The organism is Paenibacillus cookii, assembly GCF_018333375.1.
GTDB classification, from domain to species: domain Bacteria; phylum Bacillota; class Bacilli; order Paenibacillales; family Paenibacillaceae; genus Paenibacillus_AQ; species Paenibacillus_AQ cookii.
The window spans coordinates 52,366-68,895 of record NZ_BORW01000021.1; the positions used below are offsets into that span (position 1 = coordinate 52,366).

The 16,530-nt window shown below is 51.9% G+C and carries 16 protein-coding genes and 1 riboswitch; of the genes, 11 read left to right on the forward strand and 5 right to left on the reverse strand.

From position 1 onward, the window contains the following. Nucleotides 1–12: 12 nt before the first annotated feature. The 5 genes from KI367_RS17665 (at nucleotide 13) to KI367_RS17685 (ending at nucleotide 5,060) form a co-directional block, all read left to right on the forward strand. Nucleotides 13–1,362 (forward strand): amino acid permease, encoded by a 1,350-nt coding sequence (locus tag KI367_RS17665; protein ID WP_212951261.1) that lies wholly within the window; start codon nucleotides 13–15, stop codon nucleotides 1,360–1,362. 113 nt (nucleotides 1,363–1,475) lie between these two features. After that, nucleotides 1,476–2,489: an SIS domain-containing protein gene (locus tag KI367_RS17670; RefSeq protein ID WP_212951263.1), complete on the forward strand. Its 1,014-nt coding sequence runs from the start codon at nucleotides 1,476–1,478 to the stop codon at nucleotides 2,487–2,489. Nucleotides 2,490–2,555: 66 nt separating this feature from the next. Then, nucleotides 2,556–3,338 (forward strand): fructoselysine 6-kinase, encoded by a 783-nt coding sequence (gene frlD, locus KI367_RS17675; RefSeq protein WP_212951265.1) that lies wholly within the window; start codon nucleotides 2,556–2,558, stop codon nucleotides 3,336–3,338. Nucleotides 3,339–3,407: 69 nt separating this feature from the next. Continuing rightward, on the forward strand, nucleotides 3,408–4,154 hold the full coding sequence (locus KI367_RS17680) for a GntR family transcriptional regulator (RefSeq protein ID WP_212951266.1): 747 nt from the start codon (nucleotides 3,408–3,410) through the stop codon (nucleotides 4,152–4,154). A 189-nt stretch (nucleotides 4,155–4,343) separates the two neighbouring features. Next, nucleotides 4,344–5,060, forward strand: a complete 717-nt coding sequence (locus tag KI367_RS17685) for a hypothetical protein (RefSeq protein WP_212951268.1) — start codon at nucleotides 4,344–4,346, stop codon at nucleotides 5,058–5,060. Nucleotides 5,061–5,362: 302 nt separating this feature from the next. Here KI367_RS17685 and KI367_RS17690 read toward each other — a convergent pair whose 3' ends face one another. The 4 genes from KI367_RS17690 to KI367_RS17705 all read right to left on the reverse strand — a co-directional run bounded on the left by KI367_RS17690 (nucleotide 5,363) and on the right by KI367_RS17705 (nucleotide 8,248). After that, nucleotides 5,363–6,148 carry a DJ-1/PfpI family protein gene (locus KI367_RS17690; protein WP_212951270.1) on the reverse strand — a complete coding sequence of 262 codons (786 nt, stop codon included), beginning with the start codon at nucleotides 6,146–6,148 and terminating at the stop codon, nucleotides 5,363–5,365. A gap of 116 nt (nucleotides 6,149–6,264) precedes the next feature. Next, nucleotides 6,265–6,912 (reverse strand): DUF2306 domain-containing protein, encoded by a 648-nt coding sequence (locus tag KI367_RS17695; RefSeq protein ID WP_212951272.1) that lies wholly within the window; start codon nucleotides 6,910–6,912, stop codon nucleotides 6,265–6,267. A gap of 51 nt (nucleotides 6,913–6,963) precedes the next feature. Continuing rightward, nucleotides 6,964–8,004, reverse strand: coding sequence for a DJ-1/PfpI family protein (locus KI367_RS17700; RefSeq protein ID WP_212951273.1), 1,041 nt, complete (start codon nucleotides 8,002–8,004; stop codon nucleotides 6,964–6,966). Nucleotides 8,005–8,023: 19 nt separating this feature from the next. Further along, nucleotides 8,024–8,248 (reverse strand): SHOCT domain-containing protein, encoded by a 225-nt coding sequence (locus KI367_RS17705; RefSeq protein WP_036713273.1) that lies wholly within the window; start codon nucleotides 8,246–8,248, stop codon nucleotides 8,024–8,026. Nucleotides 8,249–8,546: 298 nt separating this feature from the next. Here KI367_RS17705 and KI367_RS17710 point away from each other — a divergent pair, with 298 nt between their 5' ends. From KI367_RS17710 to KI367_RS17720, 3 genes are all read left to right on the forward strand, one after another. Further along, nucleotides 8,547–9,056, forward strand: coding sequence for an RrF2 family transcriptional regulator (locus KI367_RS17710; RefSeq protein ID WP_212951275.1), 510 nt, complete (start codon nucleotides 8,547–8,549; stop codon nucleotides 9,054–9,056). A 58-nt stretch (nucleotides 9,057–9,114) separates the two neighbouring features. Beyond that, complete coding sequence (locus KI367_RS17715; RefSeq protein ID WP_212951311.1) at nucleotides 9,115–10,032, forward strand: NAD(P)/FAD-dependent oxidoreductase; 918 nt, start codon at nucleotides 9,115–9,117, stop codon at nucleotides 10,030–10,032. Between the two features lie 111 nt (nucleotides 10,033–10,143). Next, nucleotides 10,144–11,100: an iron-hydroxamate ABC transporter substrate-binding protein gene (locus KI367_RS17720; protein WP_212951277.1), complete on the forward strand. Its 957-nt coding sequence runs from the start codon at nucleotides 10,144–10,146 to the stop codon at nucleotides 11,098–11,100. Between the two features lie 144 nt (nucleotides 11,101–11,244). On the opposite strand, the gene KI367_RS17725 is transcribed toward KI367_RS17720, so the two are convergent. Beyond that, complete coding sequence (locus KI367_RS17725; protein ID WP_212951279.1) at nucleotides 11,245–11,874, reverse strand: NAD(P)H-dependent oxidoreductase; 630 nt, start codon at nucleotides 11,872–11,874, stop codon at nucleotides 11,245–11,247. A gap of 134 nt (nucleotides 11,875–12,008) precedes the next feature. Between KI367_RS17725 and KI367_RS17730 the strand changes: the two genes are divergently transcribed. From KI367_RS17730 to kimA, 3 genes are all read left to right on the forward strand, one after another. Next, entirely contained in the window at nucleotides 12,009–12,368 is a 360-nt protein-coding gene (locus tag KI367_RS17730; RefSeq protein ID WP_036713278.1) for a winged helix-turn-helix transcriptional regulator, read from the forward strand. Nucleotides 12,369–12,621: 253 nt separating this feature from the next. Next, nucleotides 12,622–14,148 carry a cardiolipin synthase gene (locus KI367_RS17735; protein ID WP_212951281.1) on the forward strand — a complete coding sequence of 509 codons (1,527 nt, stop codon included), beginning with the start codon at nucleotides 12,622–12,624 and terminating at the stop codon, nucleotides 14,146–14,148. A gap of 188 nt (nucleotides 14,149–14,336) precedes the next feature. Then, nucleotides 14,337–14,499, forward strand: a riboswitch (cyclic di-AMP (ydaO/yuaA leader). 139 nt (nucleotides 14,500–14,638) lie between these two features. Then, entirely contained in the window at nucleotides 14,639–16,462 is a 1,824-nt protein-coding gene (gene kimA, locus KI367_RS17740) for a potassium transporter KimA (protein WP_212951283.1), read from the forward strand. Nucleotides 16,463–16,530: the final 68 nt, after the last annotated feature.

The following is a 16,530-nucleotide window of genomic DNA, read 5'->3' on the forward strand; positions in this document are numbered from 1 at the left end:
GAGGAACTCACGATGAGTAATGGCACACTGACTAGGAAGTTGGGCTTTTGGTCCGCTTTGGCCTTGGCCGTGGGAACGACGATCGGCTCCGGGATTTTCGTCTCGACGGGAGACGTGGCCAGAGCGGCGGGATTGCCCTCGATATCGATTCTGGCCTGGATTATCGGCGGCGTGATCGCCATCCCGCAGGTCATGGTGCTGGCGGAGCTGTCAACGGCCTATCCCGAAAATGGAAGCGGTTACGTTTATCTGAACAAGGCGGGCTGGCGACCGCTTGCCTTCCTCTACGGGTGGGCGACGTTCTGGGCGCTTGACCCTCCATCCATTTCGATCATGGCGCTGGCGATCGTCACGTATCTTGCAAGCTTCTTCCCGTTTTTTACGGGGATTGCCGGCAAATTGCTGGGAATCGCGATCATTCTGTTCATCACCTCCATTCATTACCGCAGCGTGAAAGAGGGGGGACGGTTTCAAGTCGTCATTACGCTGATCAAAATCATTCCGTTTCTGATCGTCATCGTTTTAGGTTTGATGTACATGAACTACGACCACTTTTCCTACACTCCCGCGCCCGGCTCCGCTAAGGGCAGCTTGATTGGCGGCATCTCAGCCACCACCTGGGCATACACAGGCATGGCGTCGATCTGCTTCATGGCGGGGGAAATCCGGAATCCGGGCAAAGTGCTGCCGAAAGCGCTGATTAGCTCGGTGCTGATTGTCCTGGGGTTATACACGCTGCTTTCGGTGTGCATCACGGGGCTCATGCCTTTTGACAAATTGCTGGGCTCCAGCGCCGCCGTGTCCGATGCCGTCGGCTATATTCCGGGGTTGGCCAACATTGCGTCCCCATTCGTGGCGGTTACGGCCATCATCGTCATTCTAGGTTCCTTAAGCTCTTGCATCATGTTCCAGCCCCGCCTGGAATATGCCATGGCCAAAGACGGGCTGTTCTTTCGGCGGTTTGCCAAGGTCCACCCCAAATATGAAACGCCGAGTTTTTCGATTTTGGCCCAGGTGACGTATGCTTGCATCCTCGTGTTTTTCAGCGACTTAACTTCGCTGCTCGGGTATTTTACGCTGATCCAGCTGGTCATCAACATTTTGGACTTTGCGGCCGTCTATAAATGCCGGAAGAGGGAGGATTATCAGCCGATCTACCGAATGCCTCTGTGGAGAGTGACGACGATTCTGGCCATTCTTGGAGCGGCGTGGCTCGCTTGGGGAACGTTTACTTGGGCTCCGCTCCAGGGGATGATCGCGGCATTGATCGTCATCGCCACCGGCCTGCCCGTCTATTATTATTGGGAAAAGAAATACGGCCGGAAAAGGGAACAAGACAACAACCCGCATATCGTGGCTTAACATTCCTTTCTTGCAAAAAATGATTGTCATAAAAGTATTATCTAGTTATAATACAAGGCATAACAAATAAAGAATCGGAGCTGCACCTGCTCCAGTACAGGAGGATAAGATCAATGTTTAATTTTGATGAAGAGCTATTCCTGAGACTCGTTGAAAAAGAAGGACTCGCTTATCGAAGCCAAATCGAGGAGATTGTGGACGGGATCTGCCGGAAAGGATACAGCAACATCTTCATGATCGGCGCCGGCGGCACGATCGCCATGATGTACCCTTACGAATATATCCTCAAATCCAACTCGACGATCGACGTGCATGCCGAAATCGCCGCCGAATTCGTCGTGATGAACAACAAGCATTTCAGCAAGGATTCGGTATGTATCTTCACCTCGGTATCGGGAACCACCAAAGAGACGATCGAGGCCATCGAATACTGCAAAGCGCGGGGAGCAACAACCTTTGCTTTGGTAGCCGAGCCGGATACACCGATCACCAAGCTGGTGGACCACTGCATCACGACGGGATCGGAGAAACATTCCTTCGATACGTTTTTCATGCTGCTGTACATGGTCGTATTCCGGTTCATGCATAACCGTAACGAATTTCCTCAATACGAGCAGTTCACGAAGGAAGTCGCCCTGCTTCCGCGGGCCATTCTGGATGCCGTCAAAACGTTCGACAACAAGGCGGAGGCTTTTGCCATTGAGCATAAAGACACCGACTACCACATGATGGTCGGCTCCGGAAACCTGTGGGGAAATACGTATTCGTACGCCATGTGCGTGCTGGAAGAGATGCAGTGGATCAAGGCCAAATCGATTCATGCGGCCGAGTTCTTCCACGGTACGCTCGAGCTGGTGGTGGAAGATACCAGCGTCATCCTGCTGAAGGGCGAGGATGAAACCCGGCCGCTGACGGACCGCGTAGAGCGGTTTGCCGAAAAAGTCACGAAGCGATTGACGGTGATCGACACCAAAGACTTTGCGATGGAAGGCATCAGCGACGAGTTCCGGAAACATTTTGCCGTCAGCATCAACTGGGCGCTGCTCAGCCGGATCAGCGTCTACCTGGAACGCGAAAGAAACCATCCGCTGACGCTGAGAAGATACTACCGCAAAATGGAATATTAATACGGATCGGGAGTGCTGCGATGCCATCCGGCACTCCTTCTTTGAACACGGGGAAGGTGAGAGAAGATGCGAATCGTGACCGTCGGAGACAACTGCATGGACGTGTATCAATCGACAGGCGAGGCTTACCCGGGAGGAAACCCGGTGAACGTGGCGGTTTACTTGTCCGAGCTGGGCGCGGACACCGCTTATATCGGCTGGGTAGGAACCGACCGTTACGGGGAGATCATGGTCCGGGCGATTCAGGGGAAGGGCGTGGATACGTCAAGGGTTTGCGCAAAAGAAGGAACCACTGCGATCACCTACGTCGAAATGGCAGGCAACGAAAGAAAGCTGGGCGATTATGAGGAGGGCGTAATGGCCGGCTTCTGCCTCAGCCCGGAGGATCTTCGGTTTACGGAGTCGTTCCAGCTCGTCCATTCCGCCATTTGGGGCCATGCCGACAGTTATTTTCCTTATTTTAAAGAAAAGGGGCTCTTGACCTCTTTTGACTTTGCCGATAAGTTGGACCATGAACTCGTGACGACGCTTTCGCCTTATGTGGACTATCCTTTTTTGTCTTATACGCAGGATGACGAGCATATCCGGAATCTGATGAAGAAAATCAAGGCTGGGGGTTCCCGAATCGTCGTGGCCACCCTTGGCGAAAACGGCTCGCTGGCATACGACGGCGTTCGATTTTATAAGCACGGCATCGTCGAAGTGGAGGTCATCGATACGCTCGGGGCCGGGGATTCTTTTATCGCCGGGTTTATTTACGGGACTTTGAAAGGGCTTCCGATCGAAAGATGCTTGGAGCAAGGGGCGCAAAGGGCCGCAAAAACCATCGGCTATTTTGCCGCATGGTGACTGGGCGGGACCATCAATGTATAATAGAGGGATAAGAAAAGATCATTGATGGATAAGGATGAATGTTCAATGAATTTAAATCCTTCAACCCCTCAGCCGCTCTATATGCAGATCCGGCAAATGTTGAAGAATGACATCCAGCACGGGCGCTACAAGCCGGATGAGCAAATCCCGACGGAAGCCGAGCTATGCGACATTTATAACGTGAGCCGGATTACGATCCGCAAGGCGATCGAGGAATTGGTGCGGGAAGGGGCCCTAACCCGGATTCCGCGGCGGGGGACCTTTGTGGCGTCCAACAAATTTCACAACGAGCTGCTGTCTGTAAGCGGATTCTCGGAGTTCAGCCACCAGCTTGGCATGATTCCGAATTCCCGCATTCTGCGGAGCAACGTCATCGAAGCGACCGAAGAAGTGGCCGGGCATCTTCGGATTGATGTCGGCAGCCCTGTCCTGGAGTTGGAGCGTCTCATGTATGTCAATGAGCGTCCGCTGTTCTACGATATCGCGCATTATTCGCTGACCCGCTTCCCCGATCTGGAGAAAAAAATCGCGATGAACGAGTCCACGTATAAAATTTTGGCCGAGGAATACGGAACGGAAATCGTAAGCAATGATAAAGAAATCGATGTCATCAGCGCGACGAAGGACTATGCCAGGCTGCTCGAATGCGATGTCGGGGCGAATTTGTTCCGGATTTTGAAAGTCGCCTTCGACGCGAAAGATGAGCCTGTGCATCTCTCCACGTTCATGTGCGAAACCAATCGGGTGACTTTGACGGTTCATCGGGCCAAGCAGGTGCATGAAGAGTCATAGATTTCAAGCAGGACCGCTTTGCATTGTCTGTCACATTAAGCGTTAAACCTTCCTTTAGCGGAGGTTTAACGCTTTTTTTTTTATGAGCAAATCACGCCGGCATGAGCCCAATTTAGGCGTTTGCAAGTCACATAGGCATTTATCCCGTCATATTATGTTGCTAAATCGGTACAGTAAAGGAGAATATGAATGTATCCATACCATTACGGTCCGTCCGGTTATGCGCCCCATGGTTACAACCCGTATGCTTACGGCGTCGTGAATGATCCCGGCGGTTATCCGACCGAAGCCTCCGATCCTGCAGTACGTCAGCAGGAATTGGGAGTCGAATGGCACGAGCAGGAAGGTCCTTGGAGAGGCATATGGCGCAGAAGGGGGAACAGCAATACGTTCGATGCTACCTGGACCATGCCGGGGGCTCAGGCCATCACGGCCGTGTTGACGATCCATATGTTTGGCAATTTCGTTTATGTCCTGCGGCAAAACAGCAGCGACGGGAATACCTGCGTGTACACCGGCACGCTTTCCGGGGACGGCCGAACGGTGAGCGGCAATTTTCGATGCATCCGGGGTCAGGGCACTTGGACGGCAACCATCATTCATCGCGAGAGAGCCCGCCTGGGACGAATCTGGCATGAGCAGGAGGGCGGATGGAACGGCGTATGGACCCGCCGCGGGAACAGCAACGTTTTCGACGCCAGATGGACGATGCCCGGAGCTCAGGAAATCACGGCCGTGTTGACGATCAACATATACGGCAACAATGTCCAGGTTCTGCGGAGAAACAGCAGCGACGGAAACAACTGTGAATACACCGGTACCCTCTCCGGCGACGGCCGAACGGTAACTGGAACGTATCGTTGTACCCAAGGCGGAGGTTCCTGGAGAGCTACCATAACCTTTTAAACCCATGCAAGGTATGATGCCGAACGACGAATTGACGAATTGTTGGAAGAACAAAAAAATATTCTGCGTGCATTAGAAGCTTCCGACCGCCAATAGGCGGCATTTTTTTATTGGGGCCGGTCGAAACGAAAATCATCTTAGAAACATGGCATGTTGGTTAGAAAAAGGGCAGTGATCGGCGGAAGAACTGCGCTTTGGAGCATCCTCATCCCCATTTTGTAAGTGGGGTGACCTGCGACAAAAGAAGTGCCGTTCATTCACCAACGACACTTCTTTCAGGTAACCGCTGAAGTTTTAAGGTGTCAACGGATTGCAGCGGAATTCGCCCCAAAGTCGGTCGGCATCATGCCTTCGGCCCGCCATACCGTGCCTTTTCGTTCATATTCGAACAAGTTTTCGATGGCATTGGCGATTCGGGGACCTAACTCACGCTCGACCAAATACAGCGCCACGTCCAGTCCCGAGGTTACGCCTCCGCCGGTCACCAGCCGGGGGTCGTCTTCCACGACTCTGGCATTGACCGGAATTGCGCCAGCGGCTTTTAACGCAGCCATGCCCATTTGATTCGTAACGGCATGTCTATCCTTTAACAAACCGTCCATGGCAAGCAGCAAAGAACCACCGCATACCGTAGCTACGGTCACATTCTTATTATCCAAAGCCTGTTTTATCAAACGCGTCAAGTCTGTATTTTTGGCCTGCCGTAATATCATCGGGACGGCATCTTCCGAATTTCCCGCCGGCTTGCCCGAAGCCCCGGGCACCACGATGATTCCCGGACGATTCGGATTTAAGGCGGCCTGAGCTTCCAGGGCGGGCCCCTTCAGGCCGCTCGGTACGGAACGTTTGCCTTCCGCCGACACCAATTCGACAGACACCTTTCCTTCGGCGAACATGCCCGCGGCCGCAAATACTTCATACGGCCCCAACGCGTCCATGAGGTCAAACCCATCGTACAATACGATCTGCACATGAAGGCTATTGGCCTTGGAAGCTTCTTTTTTGTCTGCCGATGCAGCGCTTGCTGCAGGAGCCAATAAACTTATGACCAGCGAAATGGCCATGAGCAATCCTAAAATTTTTTTCATGGAATACTTATCCTTTCTCGCTGATGCGGCTTTAAGAAACGGAGCCTTTTTAGCGTTTGGAGTATTTTATACAAGAACACCTGCAATTCATCTAACAGGCGGGCAGGCCGCCTTATTTACGAGGCGATGGCAGCATCTCCGGTCCGCCCGATCCTTCGAACGATGATTTCAGGAATAATCAGCAGCAGTACGATGGAGACGTAGATGCTAATGGTATAGCTGGTGACGTACGTCATTCCGAATCCCCGGTGGAAAAGGGAAGTGATGAGATGGATGAACAGGTTCGTAAAACAAAAGGCATAACTTCGGATCATCCAGTTCCGGTGGCGGTCGATCCGTTTCTTTTTGATTTGCGCAAGCGCCGTGATGCTGATGAGCAGCCAGATGATATTCAGCGCATTGAACGCCATGCCGCTTAATTTGCCGCCGGTGGCGTATGGAGCCATGTATCCGGAAGTCAGCACGACAATGAGCACGGATAGAAAATAAACGTAGCCGTTGACGCGATGGAATCGGCGGCTTTTTTCGAACATGCGATTCGAAAAATTAAGCAGGCCCGCCGCCATGGCGATGCAGGCAAACGCGACATGGACGTACATCACGTTCAACCAAGCGGGGAGATTCAGCTCCCGTTTCAGTCCGGTTTTATGGCTTAAAAATGCCTCGGCTCCGGGATCGATGATATAGTTTTGCGTCAGGGCGTAAAGGATAAATAAGATGCTTGCACAGGCAAGAAGCGTGTATAGCGCTTTTCGTTTCATCATGTCATGCCAAACCTCCGCGGCTTTTATTTTTGTTGCCGATGCCGCTTTCCGTCAGGAAATCCGCATGCCGGTCAATTTCGACGCCGGCAGCATGCCGGCCTTGGCGATTCCGACCATTTGGTCCCCGTCGGCGGCAACCTCGAATTTCAAATGGAGGCGCATCGGTTTCGTGATCCGCAGCATCCAGGTAAGCATGTTGTCCTCGAGAACGGGATTGATAAACTCAACCGTTTCATTTCCCTGAGTCGCTTTGCCGCGTATCGTCCCATGTCGGGTCGATATGGACAGCCTGACTTGCATTTTTCCGACCGGCGTGGCGATCACCGTATCCCAATCCCCGTCGAAATCGGAGGCTCGCGCGATAAGGCGATCCGGGCTCGGGCGTTCATGTACCTCGGGAGCTTCATCCGATGCGCTGCTCGGTTCGGTTCCCGTCAAGGCGTCCTGACGGCCTAGCGCCATTCCGGTCTCTCTCCATACCGTTCCTCTTCGTTCATATTCAAACAGCCGTTCTACGGCGTGCGCGATGCGCGGCCCAAGCTCACGCTCGACCAAATAAAGAGAAACGTCGAGTCCTGAGGTGACGCCCCCTCCGGTAACCAGATTGCCATGGTCCACGACACGTGCCGGAACGGGTACAGCGCCGGTCGCTCCAAGCAATTCCATGCCCAGATGATGCGTGACGGCCGGTCTGTCCTCCAGCAATCCCCCCATGGCGAGCAACAGAGAACCGCCGCATACCGTAGCGACAATGACGTCTTGTTGCCCAAGCGCCCGGGCCACCAAATCGATGACTGATGTATGTACCGCCCGCCCCAGAATCGCCGGGATCGAATCGGGACCGTCACCCTCGATTTCTCCGGACGCGCCGGGCACAAGGATAATTCCGGATTGCTCCGGATCCAGCGTGCCGCTTGCCTCGATGTTCAACCCGTTTATGCCGCTGGTCACGGATCTTGGTCCTTCGGCGGTGACGAATTGTACGCTTACCGCGTTTTTGGCATGCAATGAAGCTGCGCTGAAAACCTCGAATGGCGCAATGGCATCCAGCAGGTCGAAGCCGTCAAACAGCACGATTTGAACGTTCAGCATTTGCCAAACCTCCTAAACTTTATTTTTTTGCCAGAAGATCTTTCAGCCTGCGATATTCGTTTTCGTCCAGTTCGCCTTTCGCCATCCGGCTTTTTAGAATCGAAGCGAATTCGGGATCCTTTGCTAGCTGAACCTTGTACCGCTGCCTGATAGCATAGATTCGAACGGCAACAAAACTAAAAAGCGTCAGACAAAATAATGCGCCAAACGGGAAAAACGAAAAATGGCCGTTGTCCAAGCCCATTTGAAAACCTCCTTCATCCGGTATTGTGTCGCGGCGAGCGCGGTTTAGGTTCCGCCCTGGCCGTGCTTTGCATGATGTATCATAACAAACGAATATCTCAAATCAGGCCGTAAAAAGATCACAAAACAATCAACATGGCATCGCAACCTTCGAAAAGGTTGAGCGGGTTTGGACATATGCAGAATATGATGAGGAATGATGGATTCAAAATAGGGGACTTGCGCTTTTGCCACCATTCGAATATTATAGATATTAGATATCCATAATAATGATAATGGTTAGAGAGGAGGTGCAAACCATGCAGTTCTCCAAAAGTACGGATTATGCGCTGCACGCCTTGCTTCATTTGGCTCTCGCGAAGATTCCTCATAACGGCAACGGCCACAAAGGCCATAACGTCGGGATCAAGGAATTATCCGCCACGCTTGGCGTTTCGGAAAGCTACTTATCCAAAATCATGTCCAAGCTGAGACAGGATGGGATCGTACGTGCCGTACCGGGAGTGAACGGCGGTTATGAGCTTGCGCGGCAGGCGGATCAGATTACTTTTCTGGACGTGATACAAGTGATTGAAGGAAGACAGGGCATGTTCGAATGCTCGACTTCCGAATCGCGGCAGCATCGGTTGTTAGCAGAAGAGGGGACTGCATCGACAGAGCAGGAAAGCCCGGGGAAAAACGGATGTTTGATCGAGAAAGTGATGTTCGGCGCGGAACGCCAGCTTCACCAGTATTTGCGGGAACATACGATCCAAACGGTGCTGAACGAGGCTTCGGAGCGTTGCAATCCGGAAGCAAACAAGAAGTGATACACTTCTTGCGCTTTAATTATGGACATTATAGATCTATGGAGGTATAAAAATGATGATGAGCAAACAACTTTTGGATGCGGTGATTATCGGCGGGGGACCGGCCGGGCTGAATGCGGCCCTTATGCTTGGGCGGGCGAGGAAGCATGTTGCGGTGATCGATGAAGGCAAACCCCGTAACGCGGTTACCCGCGAGACCCACGGATTTCTTACCCGCGACGGCGTCAGCCCTTTTGAATTTCGGCGTATTGCGAAAGAAGAACTTGGCGCCTATCCTTCGGTCACTCTCGTGGAGGATACGGCCGTATCAATTGCGGGCGAGGATGGGAATTTTCAAATCGAAACGGCCCAAGGAAACCTGTATGCGAGCAAAAAGCTGCTGTTTGCCGTCGGAATGAAGGATCGGCCGCTCGACATTCCCGGGCTGGCTGAGGTTTACGGAAAAAGCGCGTTTGTATGCCCGTATTGCGATGGTTGGGAATTAAGGGACGAGCCGCTCGTGGTTATCGTAAAAGGGGCGGATCTGATGCACTTCGCACCGCTAATTTCCGGATGGACGAATCGTTTTACGGTCTGCACGAACGGCCCCGCCGGGCTGACGGACGATCAGCGGGAAGAACTCCGGCGGCATCAAGTGCCTTTGTTCGAATCGCCGATCCTTAACATTGAATCCAACGAGGGGATCGTGCGACAAGTGGTTCTGGAAGACGGCACGTCCATTCCTTGCAGGGGGATCTTTTTTAAGCCGGAGCTGACGACGGGCTCGGATTTGCCGCAAGCGATCGGTTGCCGCTTAACGGAGGATGGGATGGTCGTCGTCGACGATTTTGGAAAAACGACCGTTCCGGGCGTCTATTCCGCCGGAGATGCGGCGTCGCGGCTGCATCAGGCCGTTGCGGCCGCAGCCAAAGGGGCGTTTGCCGCGGCGGCGCTCAACAATGAACTGAACCTGGAGGCCTGGAGACAAAACGGCTAACGATTTGACCCAGCAGGGTCACGGAATATTCGTTGACAGCCCTAATAAATATTGGTATTGTAAATTTAACAAATGAGATTGAGAATCAATATCAATTAAAGGGGCCTGGAAATGAATAAAAAGTTATTTTTGCCCATCGTTTTTATGTTGTCCGTCATCTTGCTCGGCGCTTGCGGGAACAACGCCTCTAAACATCCCTCGAACGCCGGCCCGATCGCGAGCGAACCGGCATCAGCCGCGGCCGGGTCTGCGGCGAGCACGGAAAAAGTCACGTATCAATCCGAGCTGGGCCCGGTCGACGTGCCGGCCAATCCGCGGCGGATCGTCGCTCTGACGAACGCGCCGAACGTGCTTTCCCTCGGGGGAACGCTCGTCGGCGTAGATGAATGGACGGAGAAAAATCCGCTGTTCACCGGGAAACTCAAAGGGGTAGAGGTCGTCTCCGACGGCAATCTGGAGAAGATCATCGAGCTGAATCCGGATTTGATCATTGCCGACGCCAGCAGCAAAAATATCAAAAAGCTGGAACAAATCGCGCCTACCGTCGCCTATACATGGGGAAAAAGGGACTATTTGGCGCAGCAGATTGAAATCGGGAAGCTGCTGAGCAAGGAGCAGGAGGCGAAAGCTTGGGTGGATGACTTTTCGAAACGGGCTAAAGCAATCGGAGAAGAAATTAAGAAGAAGATCGGCGAAAACGCGACCGTATCGGTGTTCGAGACCGACTCGAAAAACTTCTACGTGTTCGGCAACGCCTGGGCGCGCGGAACCGAGCTGCTGTATCAGGCGATGGGGCTGAACATGCCGGAGAAGGTCAAAGCGGATGCGCTTGGCCCTGGATACTATACGCTCTCCCCGGAAGTGCTTGGCGATTATGCCGGGGATTACATCGTTCTCAGCAAAAGCGCGGCGGGAGACAACTCGTTTATGCAAACGAAAACCTGGAAGAATATCCCGGCCGTCAAAAACAAGCATGTGATCGAAATCGACACAGAGGCTTCGTCTTACAGCGATCCGACGACGCTTGAACATCTGCTGGACATCTTCAAAGAAGGTTTCTTAAAATAAGCCGTCCTCTCATGAACGGGCAATTTCCGAAAAGCTTCACACCGGAAGAAGGCGACATCACGGAAAGAAAATCAGAGGTGTACGTTCAGCCTGTTGAAAAATTTCAACAGGCTTTTTTTTATGATTCAGGAATAATTATACGAATCAGAAACGTTTCGCAACTTCCTTAGCAAGTGCAATCGCTTTTTCTTTTACGAATGGTGCCTGCTCCGATACTGCCGTTCCTTCCACAAAAATAGCCTCTGATTCAATCCCGTAAAACCGCAGAATCTTGCTCAGATAGCTGAATCCCATTTCAATCGTAGCAAGAGGACCTTCCGAATAAACGGAACCGCTGGCTTGAATGTGCAAGGCTTTCTTGCCGGGCAACAGTCCTACAGGACCATTTTCGGTATATTTGAAAGTCTTGCCCGGAATCGAGGTCGCATCCGTGTATGCTTTCAACACCGGCGGGACCGAAAAATTCCACATCGGGGAGACATAAACGTACTTATCGGCTGCCATGAATTGATGAAGAATTTCTTCAAGACGAGCTACTTTTGATTCCTCCGCTTCGGACAACTGATCGAATGACGAACCCGACCGAAGCTTTCCCCACCCCCTTAAAACATCGGCATCGATCTGCGGAATGTTTTCTTTATACAGATCCAAATGAACGACTTCATCTGCCGGATTTGCTTTACGGTATGCTTCAATAAATTCCGCGCCCACCGCGAGGCTATACGACTCTTCGGGATGCAGGGGGTGCGCTGTGATGTACAATACGGTTGCCATGGTTCAAACTTCCCTTCTGTTATTAAATGAAATTTCACTTCCAATGCTGATCATATAATATATACTTACTTATGGTAAGTAGGCACAATAATGTGGTATAGTATCAAAAAAGGTACTGAAAAGGAGGCGAACGTATGCCAAAGAACCCTGCCCAATGCCAATTCGTCGTGGCCTTGGATTCGATCGTCGGCAAATGGAAGCCGATGATCCTCTATCATTTGCTTCAGGGCCAACCGTTGCGGTTCAATGAGCTAAGAAGATTGCTGCCCGATATCACGCAAAGGATGCTTACGCTCCATCTGCGCGAATTGGAGGAGGAAGAGATCGTTAAACGGGTCGTTTATCCGCAAATCCCGCCGAAAGTGGAGTACTCCATCACGGAATACGGCAAAAGCCTGTCTCCGATTTTGGAAGCCTTGCATCAATGGGGATTGGCCCATGTCCAGCGAAAACAGCTCCATAAGGGGAACAATGAACAAACGGAAACGGACTAGCGTTCAACAAGATTGCTTGTCCGTTTTTTTGATGATTCAGGGGGAAAGCAAGCAGCTTAACCAGCATGTATAGACATACCGTCATGCAGTATTTAAAATGGCATAAGCAGTACCTTAAGGGTGTATCAGCAGGATTTTGATTTTTTTGAGAGAGCAGCATGTCCTTATTTTTTCGCGGAGAGGAGCAGGATGAGAACGTACACTTTAGTCGGACCCCAATTATACATCGGAGAATAGGTGGATTTTACTACATATGAAAAACCGCGTTTTTCAAATCGTGATCGTCGTAGTCCTGGTGCTGATCGGCCTTTTTGTCATGAACAGGTCCGTGATCCGCCTGTCGACGCTGATCGGCATTTTATGGCCGCTTTCCATTATAGGCATCGGCTTCATCATTTTTATGGAAAACCGTTCGCCGCAAAGCACGCTGGCATGGTTTTTGATCCTGGCATTTCTTCCGGCGGTAGGGGTGCTGTTGTATTTGCTTTTTGGCAGAAGCCGCTGGAGACGGAAAAAACATCTGCACCGGGCGGAAGAACAGAGAAAGCTGTTCCGGGAGATTTTGGCGGGCAGGCGTTTGAATTTGGCCCCGTTGTCTTTGTTAAGCGAGAGGTCGGAATATGTCATCAAGGTCATTGAAAGGTTCGGCGGCGGCCCGGCAGCAACGGAAACCGAAACCAAGCTGCTGACCGACGGCGACGAAACCTTTTCGGAAATTTTGCAAGCCATCGAAAAGGCCGCGCATCATATCCATATCCAGTATTATATTTATCGTTCGGACCGCATCGGTACCGCTATTCGGGACGCGCTGATCCGCAAAGCCGAATCGGGCGTGATCGTACGTTTTCTTTTTGACGGATTGGGCAGCAACGGGTTGCGTAAACGCTTTTTGCAGCCGATGAAAGATGCCGGCATCGAGGTCGTCGAGTTTGATCCTATTTTTTCGCCTTGGCTTCTTGAAACGGTCAATTACCGTAATCACCGCAAAATTGTCATCGTTGACGGCGTGGTCGGTTTTACCGGAGGGCTGAACGTCGGCGACGAATATCTCGGCCGTTCCAAAAAATTCCCGGTCTGGCGCGACAGCCACTTGAAAATCGAAGGAAAGGCGCTCTATAAACTGCAGGCCATTTTCCTGGAAGACTGGCTGTACGCAACCAGCGGCCAAAACCATTACTCCTGGGACGCTTACATGAACAGGTCGTATTTTCCGGATCAGGGGGTCCCGGCGAATGGGGCCGTTCAGATCGTCGCCAGCGGCCCAAGCTCGGAGGATACAAGCATTCGCAACGCGCTGTTGGCCATCATGGCGTCGGCAAAAAAATCGATTTGGATCGCCACGCCATATTTTATACCGGATCAGGAAACATTAACATTGCTGCGGTTGTCCGCGGCGGCAGGCATCGATGTACGTATTTTGTACCCGGGAAAAAGCGACAGCGTGATCAGCGACCAGGCATCCCAATCCTACTTTACGCCCCTCCTTAAGGCGGGAGCCTCTATATATCATTACAAAGACGGCTTTATGCATGCCAAAATCGTGCTGGTGGATGACGAAATCGCATCGATCGGCACGGCCAACATGGATATCCGCAGCTTTGAGCTGAATTACGAGCTTGCCGCGGTGCTCTACGAATCCGAAACCGTGTTGGACATCAAACGCGATTTTGAGCAGGATTTCAAGGACTCCGTCCGCATCGCTTGGGACTCCTTCCAGAAACGAGGCATTCCGAAACGTATTTCGGAATCGCTGATGAGGCTTATTTCGCCTCTGCTCTAAGCGTCGGCCAAAAACAGGCGTGAACCATGGCTACGGCCAAAAAAAACAGGATGCAGCCGTTGTAAGCGATGCCATGGATTCAATTTGCCCGTTTTCGCGCTTCAATATGATTCTTTGCCTCTTTACAGTAAGTATCCGCCGGGAGTATGATTTCATTCGTAAATGAACTTGTGATCCTGAATTGTCATTTTCCTTGATCGCTGAATTCTGTATTCAGAAGCGGGGGAACCAACGGGAGGAAGGGAACTTCGTCCCAGGGGTGAATCACTTGATTATGTTCGCAGGTCGAGTGTAGGGATACTTTCAATCCCGAATCCGTCAGCTAACCTCGTAGGCGTTATGAAAGAAGGATTTGTCGTGCGCTTTTGAAAGCCGCGGGAAAGCCCAACTTTCCTGTGGCTTTTTTTGGTGTGCCCAAATGGGCCAAAAGGGGAAACAATAAGGATACTTTCATGGAACTTCAACTTGAACAGTGGCGGTGAATGACACGATGGCAGCGTTAAAAAGGCTCCTCATTGGACGTCCTCTAAAATCTGCGGAATTGGGAGAACAAAAGCTCAACAAAAAGAAGGCACTTGCGATACTTTCCTCGGACGCGTTATCCTCCGTCGCCTACGGTCCCGAGCAGATCCTGCTGGTGCTGATCACGGTCGGCGCATCGGCTTTCTGGTATTCGATTCCGATAGGAATCGGGGTCCTTATTTTATTATCGGCATTGATTCTCTCGTATCGCCAAATCATTTTCGCTTATCCGCATGGCGGGGGAGCATACGTCGTATCCAAGCAAAATTTGGGGATATACCCTGGATTGGTGGCCGGCGGCTCGCTGTTGGTCGATTACATTTTGACCGTGGCGGTGAGCGTCTCGGCGGGAACGGACGCCATCACGTCGGCGTTTCCCGTGCTGCATGAGCATACGGTGGCGATCGCAGTCACGTTTGTTATCCTCATTACGCTCCTGAATCTGAGAGGCGTCACCGAGTCGGCTTCCATCTTGGCGTATCCGGTGTACTTATTCGCGCTGGCGATGTTCATTTTGATCGCCGTCGGGCTGTACCATATCGCGACCGGCCAGGTTTCGCCTAACCTGCATACGCCAGTCGGCACGCCGGTGGCAGGGATCAGCTTGTTTCTGCTGCTGAAAGCTTTTGCATCGGGCAGCTCGGCGCTGACCGGCGTCGAGGCGATATCCAACGCGATACCGAATTTCAAAGATCCGGCCCCTAAAAATGCAGCCAAAACGTTAATGGCCATGGGCATTCTGCTGGCCCTGCTTTTTTCGGGTATCGTGTTCCTGGCTTATTATTTGGGGATCTCCCCGAATGGGCAGGAAACGGTCGTATCGCAAATCGCCAAGGAAACCTTCGGGCGCAATTTCATGTATTTTATCATTCAAGGAACCACCGCGCTGATCTTGATCTTGGCGGCGAATACGGGGTATTCCGCATTTCCCCTGCTGGCGGTGAATCTTGCCAAAGACCGGTTCATTCCCAGAATGTTTACCGTAAGGGGCGACCGCCTCGGATATTCCAACGGCATCATCATTCTTGGGCTGCTGTCGATCGTGCTGATCATTGCCTTCCACGGGCAAACGGAGCATTTGATTCCGCTGTATGCGGTAGGAGTCTTTATTCCTTTTACGTTGTCGCAGACGGGGATGATCGTAAAATGGGTGCGGGAAAAACCCGCAGGCTGGGTAACGAAACTTATCATCAATGCGATCGGCGCGCTCATCAGCTTCACCGTATCGCTCATGTTTTTCGTGACCAAGTTCCCGCAAATATGGCCGGTGTTGATATTTTTGCCCTTGATCGTGTATTTGTTCCACAGAATCAAAAAGCATTATGAAGCGGTGGGCGAGCAGCTTCGCTTGTCGACCTGCGAACCGGCGGTTCCGATCGAAGGAAACGTCGTCATCCTTCCGGTGTCCGGCATCACGCACGTGGTCGAACATTCGTTGAATTATGCGCAATCCTTGTCGGCGGACCAAATCATTGCCGTATACATCCCTTTTGAAAAGGAAGAGGAAATACGCTTCGAAGAAAAATGGAAGAAGTGGCGGCCGGACGTCCGGCTGGTGACGTTGCCTTCCCCTTACCGGAGCATCATCCATCCGCTGAGCAAATTCATCGATACGGTTCATCGAAAGGCCAGCGAGTCCCACTATCAGGTGACGGTCGTCATTCCCCAGTTCATACCGAAGCGGAGCTGGCAAAATCTGCTGCATAACCAAACCAGTTTGATGATTCGCACGTATTTGCTGTACCGCAAAGACGTTATCGTAACGACGGTGCCGTACCATCTGAAAAAATAAATGAACCTAAAGAACCCGGTCGTCGTATGGACGGCCGGGTTCTTGCACATTTCGATGAACTTATCGGA